Origin of the sequence: Agrobacterium genomosp. 13 str. CFBP 6927, assembly GCA_900012615.1 — a bacterium.
Taxonomy (GTDB): domain Bacteria; phylum Pseudomonadota; class Alphaproteobacteria; order Rhizobiales; family Rhizobiaceae; genus Agrobacterium.
Genome location: LT009757.1, coordinates 611,205 through 631,788, shown reverse-complemented (window position 1 = coordinate 631,788; position 20,584 = coordinate 611,205). Strand labels below are relative to the sequence as shown.

General features: G+C 60.1%; 22 protein-coding genes. 16 read left to right on the top strand and 6 right to left on the bottom strand.

The window, feature by feature from the left end; genetic code table 11:
* Positions 1-51: 51 nt before the first annotated feature.
* Positions 52-945, bottom strand: coding sequence for a DMT family transporter (locus AGR13A_RS17135; RefSeq protein WP_035221347.1), 894 nt, complete (start codon positions 943-945; stop codon positions 52-54).
* Between the two features lie 145 nt (positions 946-1,090).
* Entirely contained in the window at positions 1,091-3,808 is a 2,718-nt protein-coding gene (gene secA / locus AGR13A_RS17130) for a preprotein translocase subunit SecA (RefSeq protein ID WP_080837876.1), read from the bottom strand.
* Positions 3,809-4,050: 242 nt separating this feature from the next.
* Between secA and AGR13A_RS17125 the strand changes: the two genes are divergently transcribed.
* The 6 genes from AGR13A_RS17125 (at position 4,051) to AGR13A_RS17100 (ending at position 8,215) form a co-directional block, all read left to right on the top strand.
* Positions 4,051-4,914, top strand: coding sequence for a peptidylprolyl isomerase (locus tag AGR13A_RS17125; RefSeq protein ID WP_035221432.1), 864 nt, complete (start codon positions 4,051-4,053; stop codon positions 4,912-4,914).
* Between the two features lie 93 nt (positions 4,915-5,007).
* Positions 5,008-6,249, top strand: coding sequence for a bifunctional glutamate N-acetyltransferase/amino-acid acetyltransferase ArgJ (argJ, locus tag AGR13A_RS17120; RefSeq protein ID WP_080837872.1), 1,242 nt, complete (start codon positions 5,008-5,010; stop codon positions 6,247-6,249).
* 18 nt (positions 6,250-6,267) lie between these two features.
* The gene (locus tag AGR13A_RS17115) at positions 6,268-7,044 is read left to right on the top strand and encodes a GNAT family N-acetyltransferase (protein ID WP_080837868.1); all 777 of its coding nucleotides are present in this window, start codon (positions 6,268-6,270) and stop codon (positions 7,042-7,044) included.
* Positions 7,041-7,454, top strand: coding sequence for an 8-oxo-dGTP diphosphatase MutT (gene mutT / locus AGR13A_RS17110; protein WP_003500233.1), 414 nt, complete (start codon positions 7,041-7,043; stop codon positions 7,452-7,454). The genes AGR13A_RS17115 and mutT overlap by 4 nt, the downstream gene beginning before the upstream one ends.
* 158 nt (positions 7,455-7,612) lie before the next feature.
* Positions 7,613-7,927, top strand: coding sequence for a hypothetical protein (locus AGR13A_RS17105; protein ID WP_003500236.1), 315 nt, complete (start codon positions 7,613-7,615; stop codon positions 7,925-7,927).
* 96 nt (positions 7,928-8,023) lie between these two features.
* Positions 8,024-8,215, top strand: a complete 192-nt coding sequence (locus AGR13A_RS17100) for a Flp family type IVb pilin (RefSeq protein ID WP_035221338.1) — start codon at positions 8,024-8,026, stop codon at positions 8,213-8,215.
* A gap of 15 nt (positions 8,216-8,230) precedes the next feature.
* Here AGR13A_RS17100 and AGR13A_RS17095 read toward each other — a convergent pair whose 3' ends face one another.
* Positions 8,231-9,112, bottom strand: coding sequence for a methyltransferase domain-containing protein (locus tag AGR13A_RS17095; protein WP_080840270.1), 882 nt, complete (start codon positions 9,110-9,112; stop codon positions 8,231-8,233).
* Between the two features lie 143 nt (positions 9,113-9,255).
* Between AGR13A_RS17095 and AGR13A_RS17090 the strand changes: the two genes are divergently transcribed.
* Genes AGR13A_RS17090 through AGR13A_RS17075 form a run of 4 tightly spaced genes read left to right on the top strand, consistent with a single transcriptional unit; the run spans position 9,256 to position 11,677 of the window.
* Positions 9,256-10,047: a ComF family protein gene (locus tag AGR13A_RS17090; protein WP_080837865.1), complete on the top strand. Its 792-nt coding sequence runs from the start codon at positions 9,256-9,258 to the stop codon at positions 10,045-10,047.
* A 60-nt stretch (positions 10,048-10,107) separates the two neighbouring features.
* Positions 10,108-10,362: a glutaredoxin 3 gene (gene grxC, locus AGR13A_RS17085; protein ID WP_035221334.1), complete on the top strand. Its 255-nt coding sequence runs from the start codon at positions 10,108-10,110 to the stop codon at positions 10,360-10,362.
* A 29-nt stretch (positions 10,363-10,391) separates the two neighbouring features.
* Positions 10,392-11,252, top strand: a complete 861-nt coding sequence (locus AGR13A_RS17080; RefSeq protein WP_080837863.1) for a carbon-nitrogen hydrolase family protein — start codon at positions 10,392-10,394, stop codon at positions 11,250-11,252.
* Positions 11,249-11,677 (top strand): DUF1178 family protein, encoded by a 429-nt coding sequence (locus AGR13A_RS17075; protein ID WP_035221328.1) that lies wholly within the window; start codon positions 11,249-11,251, stop codon positions 11,675-11,677. Before AGR13A_RS17080 ends, AGR13A_RS17075 begins: the two co-directional genes overlap by 4 nt.
* A gap of 132 nt (positions 11,678-11,809) precedes the next feature.
* Here the strand turns inward: AGR13A_RS17075 and ubiG are convergent, their stop codons facing one another.
* On the bottom strand, positions 11,810-12,556 hold the full coding sequence (gene ubiG / locus AGR13A_RS17070; protein ID WP_035221428.1) for a bifunctional 2-polyprenyl-6-hydroxyphenol methylase/3-demethylubiquinol 3-O-methyltransferase UbiG: 747 nt from the start codon (positions 12,554-12,556) through the stop codon (positions 11,810-11,812).
* Positions 12,557-12,814: 258 nt separating this feature from the next.
* Here ubiG and AGR13A_RS17065 point away from each other — a divergent pair, with 258 nt between their 5' ends.
* A complete protein-coding gene (locus tag AGR13A_RS17065) occupies positions 12,815-13,606 on the top strand; it encodes an SH3 domain-containing protein (RefSeq protein ID WP_035221425.1) in 792 nt (263 codons plus the stop codon).
* A 66-nt stretch (positions 13,607-13,672) separates the two neighbouring features.
* Here AGR13A_RS17065 and AGR13A_RS24995 read toward each other — a convergent pair whose 3' ends face one another.
* The gene (locus AGR13A_RS24995; RefSeq protein ID WP_035221324.1) at positions 13,673-13,930 is read right to left on the bottom strand and encodes a DUF2934 domain-containing protein; all 258 of its coding nucleotides are present in this window, start codon (positions 13,928-13,930) and stop codon (positions 13,673-13,675) included.
* 282 nt (positions 13,931-14,212) lie between these two features.
* On the opposite strand from AGR13A_RS24995, the gene AGR13A_RS17055 reads away from it, so the two are divergent.
* The 5 genes from AGR13A_RS17055 (at position 14,213) to AGR13A_RS17035 (ending at position 19,262) form a co-directional block, all read left to right on the top strand.
* Positions 14,213-15,283, top strand: a complete 1,071-nt coding sequence (locus tag AGR13A_RS17055; protein WP_080837859.1) for an enoyl-CoA hydratase/isomerase family protein — start codon at positions 14,213-14,215, stop codon at positions 15,281-15,283.
* Between the two features lie 173 nt (positions 15,284-15,456).
* Positions 15,457-16,443, top strand: a complete 987-nt coding sequence (cysP, locus tag AGR13A_RS17050) for a thiosulfate ABC transporter substrate-binding protein CysP (RefSeq protein ID WP_080837857.1) — start codon at positions 15,457-15,459, stop codon at positions 16,441-16,443.
* Between the two features lie 54 nt (positions 16,444-16,497).
* Entirely contained in the window at positions 16,498-17,340 is an 843-nt protein-coding gene (gene cysT, locus AGR13A_RS17045) for a sulfate ABC transporter permease subunit CysT (protein ID WP_080723039.1), read from the top strand.
* Positions 17,341-17,343: 3 nt separating this feature from the next.
* On the top strand, positions 17,344-18,231 hold the full coding sequence (gene cysW, locus AGR13A_RS17040; protein WP_080837854.1) for a sulfate ABC transporter permease subunit CysW: 888 nt from the start codon (positions 17,344-17,346) through the stop codon (positions 18,229-18,231).
* Positions 18,232-18,236: 5 nt separating this feature from the next.
* Positions 18,237-19,262 carry a sulfate/molybdate ABC transporter ATP-binding protein gene (locus AGR13A_RS17035; protein ID WP_080837851.1) on the top strand — a complete coding sequence of 342 codons (1,026 nt, stop codon included), beginning with the start codon at positions 18,237-18,239 and terminating at the stop codon, positions 19,260-19,262.
* A gap of 16 nt (positions 19,263-19,278) precedes the next feature.
* On the opposite strand, the gene AGR13A_RS17030 is transcribed toward AGR13A_RS17035, so the two are convergent.
* Positions 19,279-20,376 carry a DNA alkylation repair protein gene (locus AGR13A_RS17030; protein WP_139786083.1) on the bottom strand — a complete coding sequence of 366 codons (1,098 nt, stop codon included), beginning with the start codon at positions 20,374-20,376 and terminating at the stop codon, positions 19,279-19,281.
* Positions 20,377-20,584 lie beyond the last annotated feature (208 nt).

Below are 20,584 nucleotides of genomic sequence, written 5' to 3'. Positions count from 1 at the left end.
GTGATCTGTTACGACCGGCACGACTATTAGTGGAAAACGCTAATAAACCCTTCATGCCCCCGATGGCGTGGGCGGCGCTTTCCTGCCGGGCAGGAGATCGAGCACCAATGCGCAGCCCAGTATGATGATGCCGGCACCAAACAGCTGGGGAAGCGACAGGGGTTCATCGAGCACCAGGGCGCCGACGAGCACCGCGACGACAGTTACGGCGAACTCCACGCTGATCGCCTTGGTCGCGCCGATGGAGGAGACAAGCCGGAAATAGGTGATGTAGGTGAGGCCGCTCATGACGACCGCCTGGATGAGAAGATATCCGTAATCGACAAGACCCGGCGTTCCGGGCAAGGGCACGGCGAGAAGAAGCGGGAAGGTCATCAGGCCGCCGGTCAGGAAGGAGCCGATGGTGATTTCCCAGGAGCCCACCCCTTTCAGGTGAAGGCTCGCATAATTGCTGCCATAGGCGGCGCAGATGCAGGCGGCGACGGCGGCGGCGCAGCCGATGATGAAGCCGGTGGTAACGGGCACGGCGGGAAAACCGACAAGCAGGACAATGCCGGCAAAACCGATGACGAGACCCGCAATTCCCTGTCGTGTCAGCCGCTCGATCCCCCATATCTGCGAAATGAGCATGGAAAAAAGTGGGATTGTTGCGACCAGAATGGCGGCCATTGCGGTGCCTATCTGGGGTGTCGCGTAGGACAGGCCGATCAGCTGCCCGGCGACCGTCGTTGCGCCGACAATTGCAAATGCCCGCCAGCCTGCGGAAAATGTGAGCTTGCGGCGCGCCGCGAGCGCGATGAGAAAGAGGGCCACGGCGGTCATCAGTGAACGAAGTGTCACTGCGCCTATCCAGCCGAAGGCGGCCACAACATGGAGAAGCAGCAGGAAGGACACACCCCACGCGAGTGCGAGAAAAATATAGGCGGCGAGATCGCGAGGGGCCATGGGGGCAGTTTCCAGCAGATGATCCGGCTCCCATATGGAAAGTGCCAATACCAGTCAACACCCCGATCGGCGGCAACGATCCGCCACAAACAAAATCGCCCGTAACGCAGGTTACGGGCGATTTTTCATTTCTGGTCGACCGGGCTTAGGCCTGTTCGTAAACGCCGTGGCAGTGCTTGTATTTCTTGCCCGAACCGCAGGGGCACATTTCGTTGCGGCCGATACGGCCCCAGGTGGCGGGGTTTTCCGGATCGCGCTCCTCGCTCGGCACGAAAGCAACCGGCACGACTTGTCCGCCATGCGACATCTCGTCTTCGCCCGTGACCGGGTCGAGGTGATGTGCGGTCATTTCCGGCAGTTCCGGCTGTTGGGGTTCCTGCTGCACCAGCTCCACGCGCATCAGCTGGGCGGTGACGCCTTCACGCAGATTGGCCAGCAGTGCCTGGAACAGCTCGAAGGCTTCCGCCTTGTATTCCTGCAACGGATCGCGCTGGGCGTAACCACGGAAACCGACGACGGAGCGCAGATGGTCGAGGTTGACGATATGTTCGCGCCACAGATGGTCGATCGTCTGGAGAATGACCGAACGTTCCACATAGGTCATGATCTCAGGACCGAAACGCTCCGCACGCTCGGCGGCGTATTTGTCGGCCGCCTCGGTAACGCGCTGAAGAATGTCGTCCTCGGCGATGCCTTCTTCCTTGGCCCATTCCTCCACCGGCAGGTCGAGGTTCAGGAACTGGGCGATACCAGCCTTCAGACCGGCAATATCCCACTGTTCGGCATAGGCATTTTCCGGAACATGCTTGGCGACGAGCGTTTCGATGACCTCGTTGCGCATGTCGGCTGCGGTTTCGCCGATATTGTCGGCTTCCATCAGCTCCAGGCGCTGATCGAAGATCACCTTGCGCTGATCATTCAGCACGTCATCATATTTCAGAAGGTTCTTGCGGGTCTCGAAGTTGCGGGCTTCGACCTTCTTCTGGGCGCGTTCCAGCGCCTTGTTGATCCAGGGATGGACGATGGCCTCGCCTTCCTTCAGGCCGAGCTTCTGCAGCATCGAGTCCATGCGCTCGGAGCCGAAGATGCGCATCAGGTCATCCTGGAGCGAGAGATAGAATTTCGAGCGGCCGGGGTCGCCCTGACGGCCGGAACGGCCGCGCAGCTGGTTGTCGATACGGCGGCTTTCGTGGCGCTCGGTGGCGATGACGTAAAGACCGCCGGCGGCAAGCGCCTTTTCCTTGAGCACCTTGATCTCGGCGCGGATCGCCTCTTCCTTCGCATCAAGCTCGGGACCCGGCTCCATGCCTTCCAGCTCGCGCTCGAGGCGCATGTCGACGTTGCCGCCGAGCTGGATGTCGGTACCGCGGCCGGCCATGTTGGTGGCGATGGTCACGGCGCCGGGAACGCCGGCCTGCGAAACGATATAGGCTTCCTGCTCGTGATAACGGGCGTTCAGGACCTGGAAATCGGTAAAGCCGGACTGGCGCAGCATATGGGCCAGAAGTTCGGATTTTTCGATCGACGTGGTGCCGACGAGAACCGGCTGGCCGCGTTCATGCGCCGCCTTGATCTCGGTGATGATGGCCAGGAACTTCTCCTCGCCGGTGCGGTAAACCTCGTCATCCTCGTCGATACGCTGGATCGGCAGGTTGGTCGGCACTTCGATGACATCGAGGCCGTAGATGTTGCCGAATTCTTCCGCTTCCGTCGATGCCGTACCGGTCATGCCGGCAAGCTTTGAGTACATGCGGAAATAGTTCTGGAAGGTGACGGAGGAAAGCGTCTGGTTTTCCGGCTGGATCTGCACCTTTTCCTTGGCTTCCAGCGCCTGGTGCTGACCTTCGGAATAACGGCGGCCCGGCATCATGCGGCCGGTAAACTCGTCGATGATGACGATCTCGTCGTTGCGGACGATGTAGTCCTTGTCGCGGGTGAAGAGCTTGTGGGCCTTCAGCGCGTTGTTGATGTGGTGGACGATGGCGACATTTTCGATGTCGTAAAGCGATTCGCCCTTCAGAAGTCCCGCCTGACGCAGCAGGTTTTCGAGCTTCTCGGTGCCGTCTTCAGAGAAGTTGGCCGAACGCTGCTTCTCGTCGATCTCGTAATCTTCCGGCGACAGAAGCGGAATGAAAGCGTCGATGGTGTTGTAAAGATCGGAGCGATCGTCCAGCGGGCCGGAAATGATGAGTGGCGTACGCGCCTCATCGACCAGGATCGAGTCGACTTCGTCGACGATGGCGTAGTTGTGGCCACGCTGCACCATCTGGGCGCGATCGTATTTCATGTTGTCGCGCAGATAATCGAAGCCGAGTTCGTTATTTGTCGCGTAGGTGATGTCGCAGGCATAGGCCTCGCGGCGCTGATCGTCGTCCAGGCCGTGGACGATGACGCCGGTCGTCAGGCCGAGGAAGCCATAGAGCCTGCTCATCGTGGCGGCGTCGCGCTTGGCGAGGTAGTCGTTGACGGTAACGACATGCACGCCCTTGCCGGCGAGCGCGTTGAGGTAGACCGCGAGGGTCGCCACCAGTGTCTTGCCTTCACCGGTCTTCATTTCGGCGATGGCGCCGCCATGCAGAATCATGCCGCCGGTCAGCTGCACGTCGAAGGGGCGCATGTGCAGAACGCGGCGCGACGCCTCACGGGCGACGGCGAAAGCCGGGATCAGCAGGTCGTCCAGCGTCTTGCCGTCGGCAAGCTGCTGGCGGAATTCCGCCGTCTTGGCCGCCAGCGCTTCGTCGGAGAGTGCCTTGGTGGCCTCTTCCAGCGCATTGATGGCTGCGATCTTGCTTTTATAGGAGCGGACGCGGCGATCATTTGCCGAACCGAACAACTTGCGGGCTATTCCGCCGAGACTGACCATCTTACTGGCCCTTTCTGAAATTCCGTTTTGCCGGGCGCTGTTCTCCGTCACGCTGTTTTCAGCACAAATGACGGACTTCGCCCTTCAACGTATCTGGACGCGAGGTTGCGTGACAGATAAGAGGGGGGGCAAATGATGTCAACGGTTCTGCCCGTTACAGAATGGCCACAATCCGGTGTTTGGAAGTTTTTTCAGAGCCGGAAACCATGTCTGGAGCCGGCATTGTCCCCGAAAGGTTCAAAATGTTGCGCTATAATAAAATTGCGGCTGCGGTGATTGTGGCCACGCTCGGCCTCCAGCTTCCGGCTTTCGCACAGGAAGACAAGGTTGTCGCCAAGGTCGGCGATCTGGAAATCCACCAGTCCGAACTCGACCTCGCCATGGGCAATCTCGACCCGCAGCTCGCGCAGCTTCCCGACGAGCAGAAGAAGGTTGCAGCCCTTTCCGGCGCGATCGACGTCAAGCTTCTGGTGAAGAACGCCAGCGCCGAAGGTCTGGAAAAGACCGAGGATTTCAAGAAGCGCATGGAATTCATCCAGGACCGTGAGCTGCACAATGCCTATTTCCGCAAGCATGTGGTTGATGCCGTTACCGCCGACGAAGTGAAGGCGCGCTACGACAAGGAAGTCGCAGCCCTGCCGCAGGAAGAAGAAATCAAGGCCGCCCACATTCTGGTCGCGAGCGAAGATGAAGCCAAGGACATCATCAAGCAGCTTGATTCGGGCAAGGAGTTCGCGGCCCTCGCCAAGGAGAAGTCGACCGATTCCAACAAGGATGACGGCGGCGATCTCGGCTGGTTCGGCAAGGGCCGCATGGTGCCGGAATTCGAAGAAGCCGCTTTCGGCCTCGAAAAGGGCGCCTACACCAAGACCCCTGTGAAGACGCAGTTCGGCTTCCACGTCATCAAGCTGGAAGACAAGCGCATCGCTCCGCCGCCGGCTTTCGAGCAGGTCGAGCCGCAGGTTCGTCAGCTTGTCATGCGTGACAAGTACGTTGCCCTCATCGAGAAGGCAAAGGCTGACCAGAAGATCGAAATCATGGATGAGACGCTGAAGAAGGGCTACGACGAAGCCACGAAAGAACAGCAGGCTCAGCCGCAGCAGTAATAATGACCCATGTTACGGGGCGGCTTACAGGCCGCCCCGTTTCATCTCAAGCATTCCCATACCTCTCTTTTCCAGAATTTCAGGCGCTTCCTCATGTCCGTTGCCGTTTCCCCGCTCGCTCCGAAATCCTATCCCGAGATGCCCGCGCTGCGCGGTGTTCGCATGGCGACGGCTGCCGCCGGCATCAAGTACAAGAACCGTACTGACGTTCTCCTGATGGTATTCGACAAGCCGGCAAGTGTGGCAGGCGTCTTTACCAAATCGAAGTGCCCCTCGGCCCCCGTCGATTTCTGCCGCGCCAATCTCGGCGGCGGCATGGCGCGCGCCGTGGTGGTCAATTCCGGCAACGCCAACGCCTTTACCGGTGTCAAGGGCAAGGCGGCGACCGAACTGACGGCGAAATCCGCCGCCGCCGCCGTCGGCTGCTCTGAGGGTGAAGTGTTTCTCGCATCGACGGGCGTGATCGGCGAACCGCTCGATGCCTCGAAATTTGCCGGTGTTCTCGGCGACATGAATGTCAGGGCGGAAGCCGATTTCTGGCAGGAAGCTGCCAAGGCGATCATGACCACCGACACCTATCCCAAGGTCGCGACCCGCACAGCCGAAATCGGCGGCGTGATCGTGACGATCAATGGTATTTCCAAGGGGGCGGGCATGATTGCTCCCGATATGGCGACGATGCTCTCTTTTGTGGTGACGGATGCCGATATTGAGCCCGCCGCCCTGCAATCCCTGCTTTCCGCCGGTGTCGGCCCAACCTTCAATTCCGTGACGGTCGACAGCGACACATCCACGTCAGACACGCTGATGCTGTTTGCCACGGGAACGGCGGCTGAAGATGGTCAGGTGAAGGTAACGAGCGCCGATGACGAGCGCTTGTCCTCCTTCCGCGCTGCGCTCAACGATCTTTTGAAGGATCTGGCTTTGCAGGTGGTGCGTGACGGTGAGGGCGCACGCAAGATGGTGGAAGTCACCGTCACAGGTGCGGAAAACGATGCCGCCGCCAAGAAGATAGCCCTGTCCATCGCCAATTCGCCTCTGGTGAAGACCGCCGTTGCCGGCGAAGACGCCAACTGGGGCCGTGTCGTCATGGCTGTCGGTAAATCCGGCGAAATGGCCGATCGTGACCGTCTTGCCATCTGGTTCGGCGATGTGCGCGTGGCCGTCAATGGCGAACGCGATCCCGCCTATTCGGAAGCCGAGACCACGGCCGTGATGCGGCTGGAGGACATTCCGGTGAAGGTGGATATCGGTCTCGGTCAGGGCACCGCCACTGTCTGGACCTGCGATCTGACCAAGGAATATGTTGCGATCAACGGCGACTACCGGAGCTGACCGTTGGAGCCGAAGAGAATGCAGGAAAACAAGGCCGTCAATCTGCCGCTGGTTCGCCGTCTGGAAGCCGTCAGCTTCCGGGCATGGCCTGCCTCGTCCGTGATGTATGATGGCAGCTGGCAGATTCGCCTCACGGGTTCGCACCCTTCCAAGCGCATCAACTGCGTGGTGCCGCTCGATCCCTCCGATTACGGCAATTGCGCGGTGCGGCTGGAAAAGGCCCGCAAGCGTTTCGAGGATTTCGGCCGCCAGCTGGTGGTGCGCGAAACGACGCTGATGCCGCCGCAGCTCAAGGCTTTCCTCGTGGAGGATGGCTGGTCTGTTTTCGAAGAGGTCAAGGTCATGACGGCTGATCTTGCCGGCATGGAATTGCCGGAAACCCTCGTCAGCCTGCCTAGCCACGATATTGGCCGCTTTGTCGAAGCGAGCATCAAGGTCAGCGATGGCGACCCGGCCCAAAGGCCGGCGATTGCGGAAATCGTCAGTTCGATCAAGCCGACGCTTGGCCTGTTCATCAACGAGGAAGTTGAAGGCAGCGCGCTTGCGACCGTCATCTGCGTGCAGGACAACGATCTTGCCGGCATCCTCTCGCTCGATGTTGCGAGGTCGCATCGCCAGAAGGGGCTCGGCACCCAGATTCTGGCCTCAGCGCTGCGGTGGGCAAGGATCAGCGGTGCCAAAAGCGCCTGGTTGCAGGTTGTTTCAACCAACGCACCCGCGATTGCGCTTTACGAAAAATTCGGTTTCAGCGAGGCCTATAGCTATCGCTACTGGCGCAAAGGTGCGGGAGAATGAGTGAAGCGGGCAAAAAAATCCTGCTGGTCGCCGCCTGTGCCCTGCTGGATCAGGATGGCCGCATCCTTCTGGCCCAGCGTCCGGAAGGCAAGTCGCTTGCCGGTCTCTGGGAGTTTCCGGGTGGTAAGGTGGAGCATGGCGAGACGCCGGAGGAAACCCTCGTCCGTGAACTGGATGAGGAACTCGGTGTGAAAACCAAGGTCGCCTGCCTTGCGCCGCTGACTTTCGCCAGCCACACCTACGAGACTTTTCACCTGCTGATGCCGCTCTATGTCTGCCGCCGTTACGAGGGCATTGCCCATGGGCGGGAAGGGCAGGCGATAAAATGGGTAAAGCCGCAGGCCCTGCGCGACTACCCCATGCCACCGGCCGACGAGCCGCTCATCCCCTTCCTTCAGGACCTGCTTTAAAGCGCAGCTGGCGTGCCTCACGCCGTAACAGCTTCGTGAAAAGGCGATGTATCCCGGTTTTGCCGTGCCAAAACGGGGCTGCGTTAAGAGATCGTTCAGCACCCTCTGGCAGATTGTTAATCTAAAGAAGCGGTAAACTGCGCGAGACGAGGTTGGTCATGAACGAGGATTTCTGGAAGACGGTGGAAGGTCGTCACTCTTATTCCAATAAATCCCGTCGCACCGGTGTTCTCAACGTCGCCCTGCTTTTCGGGACGGCGGTGATCGCGCTCTCCCTGATCGTCACCCCCATGCTGGCCGGCAAGTCCTCGACCCGGGTGGCGCAGTTCCCCGATAATTACGACATGATAAGCACCGGCTCCATCAAGAAGACCGATGCCGGCAAGACCTATTCCATCCGTCGCAGCATTACCCAGCCGATGCCGGAGATGCCCTGTGTCGTCACTGGCTATAGCAATGAGAGCGGTTGCTGATCGTTTACCATCATCGGTAACGAATCCCTCATGCGCTCGGCCTTAAGATAAATCCGATTTCAATATGTCATAATGCCGGCTGGCTGAGCGCACCGGATGGCGGATGGGGAATATCCTGTGCTGCATTTTTTGATCGGTTTCTATAAGGACGAACGCGGCGCGACCGCGGTCGAATATGGCTTAATTGTCGGACTGATTTCCGCCGCACTCATCGGTGGCGCAACCGCCATCAGCGGCAATATCAATACAGTGTTCCAGCTTATCGCTGACACGTTCGCCAACAGCTGAAATCGCCCCGGTCGCTCAGGAAAGCTTGACCTCAGTTGTCTTCAGAGCGTCGGCGAGGCGCATCTTGGCGGAGCCGGGCTTTAGCGGTTTCTGCTGGCTCTCATGCGGCGCCCAGCCTGAAACATAGATGATGGAAAACGTCGCCCTTATCCGCCCGTCCGGATCGGAATAACGCTCGGCGTAAAGTTCCGCTGCGCGCAGGAAAAACGCGCGGTTGAGCGGTTTTCTGCTGCGGCTTGCCAGCGGATTGGCCATGCCCATGGCGCGCAGGTCGCGCATCAGGGGAAAAATCGAGTCGTAACGTACCGTGTAGGTTTCCGAATCGGTGACAGGGAGCGCAAAACCGGCGCGCTGCAAAAGCGCACCGACGTCGCGCACATCGGCAAAGGGAATGACGCGCGGGCTTGCGCCGCCGGTCAGTTCAGCCTCTGCCGTCAAAAGCACGTCGCGCAATTCCTGCAAGGTGCCGCTGCCGGGAATGGCGCCGAGAAACAGCCCGTCCGGCTTCAATGCCCGCCTTATCTGGATCAGCGCACCGGGCGTATCATTGGTAAGATGCAGGGCAAGCGGCGAAACGACGAGATTGGCAGAAGCCTCCTCAAGCGGCAGATGCTCCATGGAAGCGGCCTCGGGCCTATTTCCATCCGTCGTAAAACTGCTCTCGGTCTCGATGCGGCGGATAATATCCACCTTGCCTGTCTCGGCCACGCGCCGGGCAGTGACGCCCGTTCCGCCATGCAGCTCGATTGCGGTCTCGAACCGGCGCTCGACGATTGCGAGCCTGTCGGCAAGCTCCTCGGCTGCCATGTCGAGAAGGAACAGGGCCTTGTCGTCACGCCGGCTCCACGCCCGGTGACGGTTTTGTTCAATCAGGGCCTGGTCAAAGAGAATATCCATCGTCTTGCCTGCTCGGCCTCCATCGCCTTTGGGATCGGCGGGCCGCATCGTTGCTGTCATGCCGCTTGGGCATCGTTTTGCCGGGATGAGACCGGACCATATCGCTCTCGCAAAGGCACCCGTTCGGCGGTAAAGTCAACCTCATGGGTGCTGGTGATGATCTGTTTTCGGGATTGCTGTCGAAGTCCGCTGCCGTGTCGGCGGCGGCACGCGTCACATTGCGCTCGGCCTTCCGCATGGTTTATCCGCCGACCTGCGCCGGATGCGCCCGCATGACGGGCGGCGAGGGCGCCCTGTGCCCCGATTGCTGGCGGGATGTCAGCTTCATCGATCGCCCGTTTTGCGAGGTTCTCGGCATTCCGTTTTCCCGGGATCACGGCGAAGGCGCTGTGAGCGCTGAGGCTATCGCAAATCCGCCGCCCTTTGATCGGCTGCGCGCAGCCGCAAGCCATGAGGGAACCGCTCGCAAGCTCGTGCACCGGCTGAAATATCAGGACCGGACCGATCTTGCCCGGCTTATGGCGCTGTGGATGCTGAGAGCGAGTGATGGGACGGTTGACGCCTGCGATTGTATCGTGCCTGTGCCCTTGCATCGCCACCGTTTCTGGCGTCGCCGGTTCAATCAGTCTGCTGAACTGGCACGGCATCTGGCCAAGGCCGCCGGCAAGCCCCTGCTTGTGGATACGCTGTTGCGGGTAAAGCCGACCGAGCGGCAGGTGGGGCTTTCGGCACTTGCCCGGCGGGACAATATGCGCGGTGCTTTTGCAATATCATCCGGTCGGGAAATGGGAATTTTCGGCAAGCGTGTGGTGCTGGTTGACGATGTTTACACCACGGGTGCGACGGTCGGTGCGGCAAGCCGTGCGCTGCGGAAAGCGGGTGCCGCGGAAGTGACCGTTTTGACCTTTGCAATGGCCATTTCCGCGCCTATATGAAGCCTGAATGCGATGAGGAAATTGTGCGCTTCGGCGCATGTTTGCGAGGCTTGGAAGAACATGGCACCGGTGACGATCTATACGCGGGATTTTTGTGGCTATTGCGCGCGCGCCAAGGCGCTGCTGGACAGCAAGGGCGTCGACTACGCTGAATATAACGCCACGACGACGCCGGAATACCGGCAGGAAATGATCGAGAAATCCGGCGGCACGACCTTCCCGCAAATCTTCATCAATGGCGAGCATGTCGGCGGCTGCGATGATCTGCATGCGCTGGAGCGTGCCGGTAAACTCGACATTATGTTGGCCGCCTGATCGGCTCTATTCCGGGCATGGAGGACGTGATGACTTTCAAGGCTGCCGCCATTCAGATGCGATCCGGCGTCGACCCGGTAAAGAATGCCGCCGATATGGAGCGCCTGGTGCGTGCCGCTGCGGCTGAAGGTGCTGTCTATGTCCAGACGCCGGAAATGACCGGCGCCATCCAGAAAGACCGGCAGGCGCTACGCGCCCAGCTGCGTGATGATGATGGCGATATTATTGTCGCGACCGCCGCGCGGCTGGCACGCGAACTCGGCATTCATGTCCATGTCGGTTCGACGGCGATTGCCCGTACGGATGGCAAGATCGCCAATCGCGGTTTTCTCTTCGCGCCGGACGGGTCGCGTATCTGCAGCTATGACAAGATCCATATGTTCGATGTCGATCTCGACAATGGCGAGAGCTGGCGCGAAAGCGCTGCCTATGAACCCGGGGTCGAGGCGCGTGTCGCCGAACTTCCGCTGGCAAAATTCGGCTTTGCGATCTGCTACGACGTTCGGTTCCCACAGCTTTTCCGGGCGGAAGCGCTTGCCGGCGCCGAGGTTCTGACGGTTCCGGCCGCCTTCACCCGCCAGACGGGGGAAGCCCACTGGGAAATTCTGCTGCGCGCCCGCGCCATTGAAAATGGTGCTTTTGTCATTGCCGCCGCGCAGGCCGGCGTGCATGAGGACGGTCGCGAAACCTTCGGTCATTCCATCATCATCGATCCATGGGGCAAGGTGCTGGCAATTGCCGGTGGTGCCGGTGAAGAGATTATCTTCGCCGAGATCGATACGTCGCTCGTGGCTGCCGCGCGCGGAAAAATTCCCAATCTGCGCAATTCCCGCGAATTCGCGCTGGATACGGTTGTTCCCCTGAAATCTGCCGGAGGTGAGGCGGCGTGATCCGTTATGCGCTGGCCTGTGACAAGGGCCATGAGTTCGAAGGCTGGTTTTCCGGGAGTGACGATTTCGACAATCAGTTGCAGCGCGGCTTCCTGTCCTGTCCGGTCTGCAATTCAGTGCAGGTCTCCAAACTTCTGATGGCGCCTTCGGTCTCCACCGCCCGCAAGAAGGATGAACGCCAGACACTCGCCATGGACACGGCGAAAAAAGAAGCATTGGCAAAAATCCGTGAAGCCGTCGCCAATATTCGCGCGAATGCGGAAGATGTCGGCGATAAATTTCCCGAAGAGGCCCGCAAGATCCACTATGGCGAGGCCGACGAACGCGGCATCATCGGCCATGCCTCGGCTCAGGATGCCAAGGCCCTGCTGGACGAGGGCATTGAGATCGCCCCCCTGCCAGTGCTGCCTGACGACGTTAATTGAACTTCATTCGGTTTTGACGATATCGACCAATAAGCAGGGTCATCCTCGGGCCTGACCCGAGGATGCATCCCAACGTTCGCAAATCGACGGTCGGGTTAAACCCGACCATGACGGAGAGTTGGGTGCACGAGTTTACGACGGCCTTTTCGCCAGCATCATGTAATTGACATCCATGTCCGGCGAAAGATTCCAGCTGTCCTGCAGCACGTTGTAGAAGACGCCGGTGCGGTGGACGATATCCATGCCGCTTGCCACCAGCGGCCGCTCGAGCTCTTCCGGGCGAACCAGCTTCTCATACTGGTGCGTGCCGCGCGGCAGCCAGCGCAGCACGTTTTCGGCGGCGAAGATCGCCAGCGCCCGGGCTTTGAGCGTACGGTTGATGGTGGCGGCAAACATCAGCCCGCCGGGGCGGACCATTTTCGCGCAGGTGGTGACGAAGAGGTCGACATTGGCCACATGTTCGACCACCTCCATGTTGAGGACGACGTCAAAGGTTTCGCCGGCCTCCAGCAATTGTTCGGCGGTCACGGCGCGGTAGTCGACGGTCACACCGCTTTCCCGCGCATGGGTGGAGGCGATGCCGATATTCTTTTCCGAAGGATCGGCGCCCACGACATCCGCGCCCATACGTGCCACCGGCTCGGAAAGAAGACCGCCGCCGCAGCCGATATCCAGCACGCGCAGCCCTTCCAGCGGGCGGTGCGCTTTCGGGTCGCGGCCGAAATTGTCGCAGATGCGGTTGCGGATATATTCCAGCCGCACGGGATTGAATTTGTGCAGCGGGCGGAACTTGCCTGTTGGGCTCCACCATTCCGCAGCCATCGCGGAGAAGCGATCCACCTCGCTCTGGTCGACGGTCGTCTTTGCGGTTTCGCTCATGGTTCTGCTCCATATTGCTGTTGCATTGAAGTCGGATGATTGCCCCCCGAAGTCAAGACCGGCGGTCCATTCCGCCGGCAAATTGTCGGGCGCCTCATTGCCGCAGGTGGAACCGATGGGGTGCCTCATTTGTTTCATGCTGCGTTCATGGAGGAACGCGTATTTTCCGGTCGTGGCAGTATGCGGAACGCATACTCGTCCATCGACAGCGATGGATGCCGACATGGGCAAAGCGGGCCTTTGCTTGAGGAGAAAGAAGTGAAGAAAAAACTGTTTGGCGCAATAGCGCTGGTGGCCATGCTCGCCGCGCCGGCACTTGCCGAAGCCGCGACGCGCGGCTTTGCCACCGCGAATGTGAATATGCGCTCCGGCCCGAGCACGGCCTATCCGGCCGTCGTTGTCATCCCGGCTGGCGCGCCCTTGACGGTGCATGGCTGCCTGTCCGATACGCCGTGGTGCGACGTCTCTTTCGTCAGCGGTCGCGGCTGGGTCGCCGGTCGCTATATCCAGACGACGTACCGGCAAAATCGGGTCTATGTAGAGCCGCGCTATTATCGTGATCTCGGCGTTCCGGTGATCACCTTCGAAGCCGGTCGTTACTGGGACCGTTATTACCGCGACCGCGATTTCTATCGCGAGCGTGATCGCTGGCGTCGCCCGCCGCCCTCCGGCGGTTACTGGAATGTGGCCCCTCCGCCGCCGCGTGGCGACTGGGACCGGCCGCGTCCGCGCGACGAGTGGCGAGACGGCCGCCGTGACGAATGGCGCGATCCGCGCCAGGGCGGCGGACCGAATGACGGACGCTGGGAGCGCCGTTACGGTGACTGGAACCAGGGTGACAGAAACCAGGGTGACAGGCCGCGCCGCGAGGATAATCGCCCGCGCTTCGAAGAGGAAAACCGCGACCGCAATCGCGATCGCCAGCCGAATCAGGACGAAGGTCAGCGCCGTCCCGAACGCCGTCAGTGGGACGACCCACGTCGTGCGCCCGCCTCGGAAAACCCCCAGGGTGGATGCCGGATCGGCGACCCGGGTTGCGACCCACGCTAAAAACACAAAGCCCGGCGAGATTTCGTCGGGCTTTTCATATGCTGCTTTTGACTATCGGTCGGGCGCTTATTTCGCGGCCGCAGCCTTGCGGGCACGGGCCTTGGGTTTTGCTGGCGTCTCTGCGTCCGGAGCGGCTTCAGCGGAAACCGCCTTGGGAGCTGCCTTCTTGCGCTGCGCCGGTTTCGTCGCTTCCGATGTCTTCAAAAGCGAAAATTCGTGTTTTGCCTGTGCCCAGTGTTCCGCATCGCGGCCGTGGGGGTGGCCTTCCTTTTCCCAGAGGGTATAGGCCCGTTTACTGATCCATTCGTTTTCCGAAACCTGCATGCTCGTCTCCCGTTGCTGTTTACAGCGCCTTTGAGAAGGCGACATCCCGCTTGGTCCGGCACACGCTCGACAGGAATCAATGCCGGCATTTCCAAGTTGCATTACATGCCATGATCTTCCGGGCGTCAAGCAAACATGCTGCATTGCGAAAGCGGATTTCAGGCATTTTACGCTGGTGAAAGCGGTTTAGGCGAAAGACGTTCCCACACGACAACATCAACGTTGCGTGATGAGGCCAACCCCGCCAAGATGGGCGGATGAACAATAGTGCAGGAGGGGACCTTGGAGCTTGCAACCGAAGCGGAGGCGCAGGTCATCGTCGAGCAGCGGGGAGGTGCAGGTATCATCCGCCTCAACCGCCCGAAAGCCATCAACAGTCTGACAGTGCCGATGGTTCGCCTCCTGTTTCAGGCGCTTGCCCGTTTTGAGAATGATCCCGAGGTTTCCTGTGTGGTGTTGTCAGGAGAAGGTGAAAGGGGCCTTTGCGCCGGCGGGGATGTTCGCATCATTCATGATCTGGGCAAGGCGGGTGACCCGCAGGTGCTTGATTTCTGGCGGGAAGAGTTCCCGCTCAATTATCGCATCGCCCGTTTTGGCAAACCCTATGTGGCGCTGATGGACGGCATCGTCATGGGCGGCGGCGTCGGTATTTCCGCCCATGGCAGCCACCGCATCGTCACGGAGCGGACAAGGCTCGCCATGCCGGAAACGGGCATCGGTTACTTTCCAGACGTCGGAGGCTCCTGGCTTCTGCCGAAAGCGCCGGGCGAATGCGGCACCTGGCTGGGATTGACCGGCAATGCCGTCGCTGGCGCCGATGCGATCTATGCCGGTTTCGCCGATTATCTCATGCCTTCGGAGGGTCTCGAATCTCTCGTGGCGGATCTATCGCGGGCGAAGGATATTGAAGGTATCGAGGCGGCGATCGCGGCCTACGCCGTCGATGCGGGCGAAGGTGTGCTGGCTTTAAACCGCGATATCATCGACGCGACATTCCGTTTCGACACGGTGGAGGAGATTTTTGCGGCACTTTCTGCACGCTATGATGCGTTTTCGCGAGAGACCCTCGAGGTCCTCCAGAAACGCTCCCCCACCAGCCTGAAGCTGACCCTGAAATTGCTTCGCCTCGGCCGGGAAAGCGCGAGCCTCATTGAATGCCTGGAGCGCGAATTTGCCGCCGGTACCGAAATATTGCGGGGCCATGATTTTTATGAGGGCGTGCGCGCTGCCTTGGTCGACAAGGATCGCAATCCCCGTTGGCGGCCGGCGCGGCTGGAAGAGGTGCGTGCAGAAGATCTTTCGCCGTATTTTCCCGAACATGCCGGAAATCTGTTTCCCGAACATCGCCTCTAGATTGTGCGACGCAAAAGAAATCCGGCCTGCAGCCAAATATGAAATCATCGTCTTTTGAACTGCTCCTGTTTGGGCGGAATTTCCAATCCCCGGCTCCCTAACGCACGGCTGTTTCTCGCGGGTGTTGCCGCCGCCCGTTATGTTGACGACCATTCGATTTTCCGGGGGTATTCATGAAACGTCTTCTTATCATCGGCACTGCCATTGCCGCTCTCATTGCTGGCGCGGCGCAGGCACAGTCTCCGACCACCATCCTCAACGCGTCCTACGACGTCGCCCGTGAGGTCTTTGCCGCCGAAAACGAGGCGTTCATCAAGCAGCATCCGGGCGTTACGGTCGATCAGTCGCATGCCGGCACCTCCAAGCAGGCGCGCGCCATCGTCGAGGGTCTGGAAGCCGATGTCGTTACCTTCAACCAGGTCACCGATGTCGATTTTCTGGTGAAGCAGGGTTTTGTTTCCGCCGACTGGCAGAAGGATTTCCCGAATGACGCTTCGCCGTTCTATTCCTTCCCGTCCTTCCTCGTTCGCGCTGGAAACCCCAAAAAGATCAAGGATTGGGACGATCTTGCCCGTGACGATGTGAAGGTGGTTTTCCCCAATCCGAAGACCTCTGGTAATGCCCGCTACACCTATCTCGCCGCGACGGCTTACGCCAAGGAGAAGTTCAACGGCGACGAGAAGAAGGTTCAGGAATTCGTCAAGAAAATCTTCGACAACACCCCGGTATTCGACACCGGAGGCCGTGCTGCCACCACCACTTTCGTGGAGCGTGAAATCGGCGATGTGCTGATCACTTTTGAGGCCGAGACCCGCGGCATCGCCAAGCAATATGGCGCCGACAAGGTGGAAGGCGTCGTGCCCTCCGTCAGCCTGCTGGCCGAATTCCCGGTCGCCGTGGTGGACAAGGTCGTCGACAAGCGCGGTTCCCGCGATCTGGCAAAGAGCTATCTCGATTTCCTCTACACCGAAGAAGGCCAGCGCATCGCCGCCGAATTCGGTCACCGCGTTCACAATGAGAAGGTCGTCGGCGAGTTCAAGGACAAGTTCCCGGCCATTCGCCTCGTCAACGTCAACGACGCCTTCGGCGGCTGGAATAAAATCCAGAAAGAGCATTTTGCATCCGGCGCGACGCTTGATACGCTTTACGGCAGCCGTTAATCACAGCGATATGCAACAGGCAAACGACCCGGCGGGAAACTGCCGGGTCGCTTTATGATGAAATGGGGGCGGGGTTTGAAGCGGAATGTTCTGCCGGGACTTAAATTGTCCCTTGGCGTTACCCTCACTTATGTCGCCATCATCGTACTCCTGCCGCTCTCGGCGCTGGTGTTCAAGGCCGCTAGCCTTGGGCCGGCCGAATATTGGTCGATCATCTCCTCGCCACGCGCCGTTGCAAGTTACCGCGTGACCGTGCTTTGCGCGCTCGCCGCCACGCTCTTCAACGTCATCTTCGGGCTGGCGCTCGCCTGGGTGCTGACACGATACCGTTTTCCCGGCTGGCGTCTTATCGATGCCATTGTCGACCTGCCTTTTGCGCTTCCCACCGCCGTTGCCGGCATCGCGCTTACTACGCTGTTTGCGGGCAATGGCTGGTTCGGTTCGTTGCTTGCGCCGCTCGGCATCAAGGTGGCCTATACGCCACTCGGCATCATGGTGGCGATGGCCTTTACCAGCCTGCCCTTCATCGTGCGCACCGTGCAGCCGGTGCTGGAAGACCTCGATCCGGCGCTGGAGGAAGCGGCGCAGTCGCTTGGCGGTTCCGATCTTGAAATCTTTCGCAAGGTCATCCTGCCGCTCCTGACGCCGGCACTGCTCGCCGGTCTTTCGCTGTCCTTCGCCCGCAGCCTCGGCGAATTCGGGGCGATCATCTTCATCGCGGGCAATCAACCGTTCTCGACGGAAATCACGGCATTGCTGATCTTCATCCGGCTCGAGGAATATGATTATCAGGCCGCCGCGGCCATTGCTTCCGTGCTGCTCATCACCGCTTTCGTGATGTTGGCGGTGACCAATTACCTGCAGGCGCGCGCGCTTCGCTACACGGTGAGGAGCTGAGACATGAACGCCATTTCCTCGCATCGCAAGCCGCCGCGCGTTGGTGATGCAACCTGGGTTCGCCGCAGCCTGATCGCTTTCGTTCTTGTGATCGGCGCCCTGCTGGTTGTGGCACCCCTCATCATCATCGGCGTCGAGGCCTTTTCGCAGGGCTGGAAGGTCTATTCGGCCACCATTACCCATCCAGATACCCGCCACGCGATCATGCTGACGGTGCTGACGGCGTTGATCGCCGTGCCGGTCAATACGGTCTTCGGCGTTGCGGCGGCATGGGCGATCACCAAGTTCGATTTCCCCGGCCGGCGCTTCCTGCTGGTGCTGATCGAGATACCTTTCTCCATCTCGCCGATCGTCGCCGGTGTCGCCTATCTCTTCGTTTACGGGCTGCAGGGGCTTTTCGGCCCGTTCCTTGATGCGCATGACATCAAGATACTGTTTGCGCTTCCCGGCATTGTCATCGCGTCGATGTTCGTCACCGCACCCTTCGTGGCGCGTGAACTTATCCCGCTGATGCAGGCGCAGGGCCGCGATCTCGAGGAGGCGGCGACGTCTCTCGGTGCGTCCGGTTGGCGCACCTTCTTTTCGGTAACGCTGCCGAACATCAAATGGGCGCTGCTTTATGGCGTGGTGCTGTGCAACGCCCGCGTGATGGGCGAGTTTGGCGCGGTGTCGGTCGTCTCGGGCAATATTCGCGGCCAGACCAACACGCTGCCGCTGCATATCGAGCTGCTTTATCACGATTACCAGACGGCCGGCGCCTTTGCCTCGGCCTCCATCCTCGCTTTGCTCGCCGTCGTCACCATCATCGCCAAGGTGGCGCTGGAACGGCGCGGCGCAGGGCGCGGAGCCAAAAAGACCAATGGCGGTGCCGCCATCGCCACGGAGACCTGATTCCCATGAAAATCCGCCTCGAAAATGTGGTGAAGACCTTCGACACCTTCCGTGCCGTCCGCGATGTTTCGCTGGATATTGAAAGCGGTGAGCTTCTGGCGCTGCTCGGCCCCTCCGGTTCAGGCAAGACGACGATTCTGCGCATGGTCGCCGGTCTCGAATATAGCGATGGCGGCCGCATCTTTTTCGGAGACGAGGACGCCACCAATATTCCGGTGCGCGATCGCGGCGTCGGTTTCGTGTTCCAGCATTACGCGCTTTTCCCGCATATGACGCTCCACGAAAACATTGCCTTCGGCATGAAGGTATCGAAGGTCAAGCGCGACAGGTCGGCAATCGACGCCCGCGTCAGGGAACTTCTGAACCTCGTCAAACTTGATGGTCTCGGCGACCGGTTTCCGGCGCAGATATCCGGCGGGCAACGGCAGCGCGTGGCATTGGCGCGTGCGCTTTCGGTTGATCCGAAAGTTCTTCTACTGGATGAGCCTTTCGGGGCGCTGGATGCCAATGTGCGCCGTGACCTGCGCCGCTGGCTGCGGGAAATTCACGATGCGCTTGGTATCACCACGATTTTCGTGACGCATGACCAGGAAGAGGCGCTCGATCTGGCTGACCGTGTCGTCATTCTCAATCAGGGTGAGATTGTTCAGCAGGGCACGCCCAAGGAAGTCTGCCGCCAGCCGAACAGCGCCTTCGTCATGCGCTTTCTGGGCGATGCCAATCGGGTGTCCGGTGTAGCGCGGGGCGGCAAGGTCTATGTGGGCGACAATGAGCTGCCTTTTTCCTATGGTCAGGCGGATGGCGCTGTCGAGATTTATGCCCGCCCCTCCGATCTGGAATGGGAGGATCTGCATGAGGGCATTCCGGCTTCCGTGGCCCGGGTTCTCGACCGGGCGGGTGAGCGCCGGGTGATCGCCAACACCGATGGCGGCGATGTCCTGGAATTCGATGTGCCGCCGGAAAACGATGTCGCTGCCGGAGACCGTGGTTCCGTCATCATCCGCCGGGCAAAGATTTTCCCGGCGGCGTGAGACGCCCTCGGCAGGCTCAGATCACAAGCTCGAAAGAGGCTTCGGCCGCCAGTCGGCCATTGAGCATGAGATCAACCTTGTGAACACCCGCATAGTGCTTGCGGGTGGTGAAATCGCGCATGGCGCGGCTTATCGACAGGTTTAGTGTTTCACCCGGCTGAAGCTCGATCTCTTTCCATTTGAAGACCTTCGCCGAAGCGTCACCGCTCTTCTTCACGTAGTGCACGGCATAGTCGATCACCAGCTTCTGCGCGCCTTTGGCTGTGGAGGTGAAGGCGGCTGAAATCCGCACCGGATTGCCGAGGGCAACTTTTTCCGGAGACACCTGAAACGCCTCAAGTGCAATTTCTGCTTCCTCATGCGCGCCGAGATGGGCAAGCGCTGCGGCGTCACCCTTCTTGATCAGCGTGCGCAAGGCCTGCCGGACGATCCAGCGCGTATGCGGGTTCTCCTTCGGCCATGAGTCGATGAGCGCCAGTACGAAAGCGGGATTGTCCTTGGTGATGTCGTTCAGATGATTGGCGACGGATTTACGCACGTAAAGAGCCTCGTCGGCCTTCATGGCGTCGAGGATCGCGACAACCGGAGACGGATCGTCGATCAGCGGCTTGAGCTGGAACGACCAGGGCAGGCGCGGCCGGCAGCCCTCGCTCGCCAGCCGCCGCACATGCTCGTTTTCGTGCTGAGACCATGTTTCCATCACCGCAAGAGTGCGGGAGATATCCTTCTGCAGAAAATGCCGGATGGCGAATTCCGAGGAACCGAAGCGGGTGAAATATTGCAGCGCCTGCATGGAAATATCGAAATCGTCGAGCCCATGGAGGGCTACATATTCCGGCAGCGAAATGGATGCGAAACCGTTGCCTATTCCGGGGGCGGCGGCGGTCAGAATTTCGATATTGCGGGCGTAGCCACCGGGAAGCGTGGCGTGCAGGCTTGTCGCCACCTGCCGCATGCGCTGCATGATGCCCAGAGCCTCGAGGTTTTCGGTGGCGAGCGCCATGAAGGCGGAAACGTCAAAAGGCGCGTAGACGGCCTTTGTCTGATCGGCGATGTGCCGCAGTTTTTCGTGGTTGAAGATTTCCTTCAGCGCCGGTGCCGCTGTCTCGCTCATATCGCCCTCAAAGTTCACTTTTTGTTCTTTTATGGCAGGAGGAGGTTCGAGGCAAGGGAGGGCTGAGCAAGTTTCAGAGATTGAGGTCGGATCGAGCGAGCACGGCTTGTCTCCTTCTCCCCGCCGGGGAGAAGGTCGCGGCAGCGGGATGAGGGGGCGAGGGTAGAGATATGCAGAGAGCTAGCGCCCCCTCATCCTGCCCCCTTCG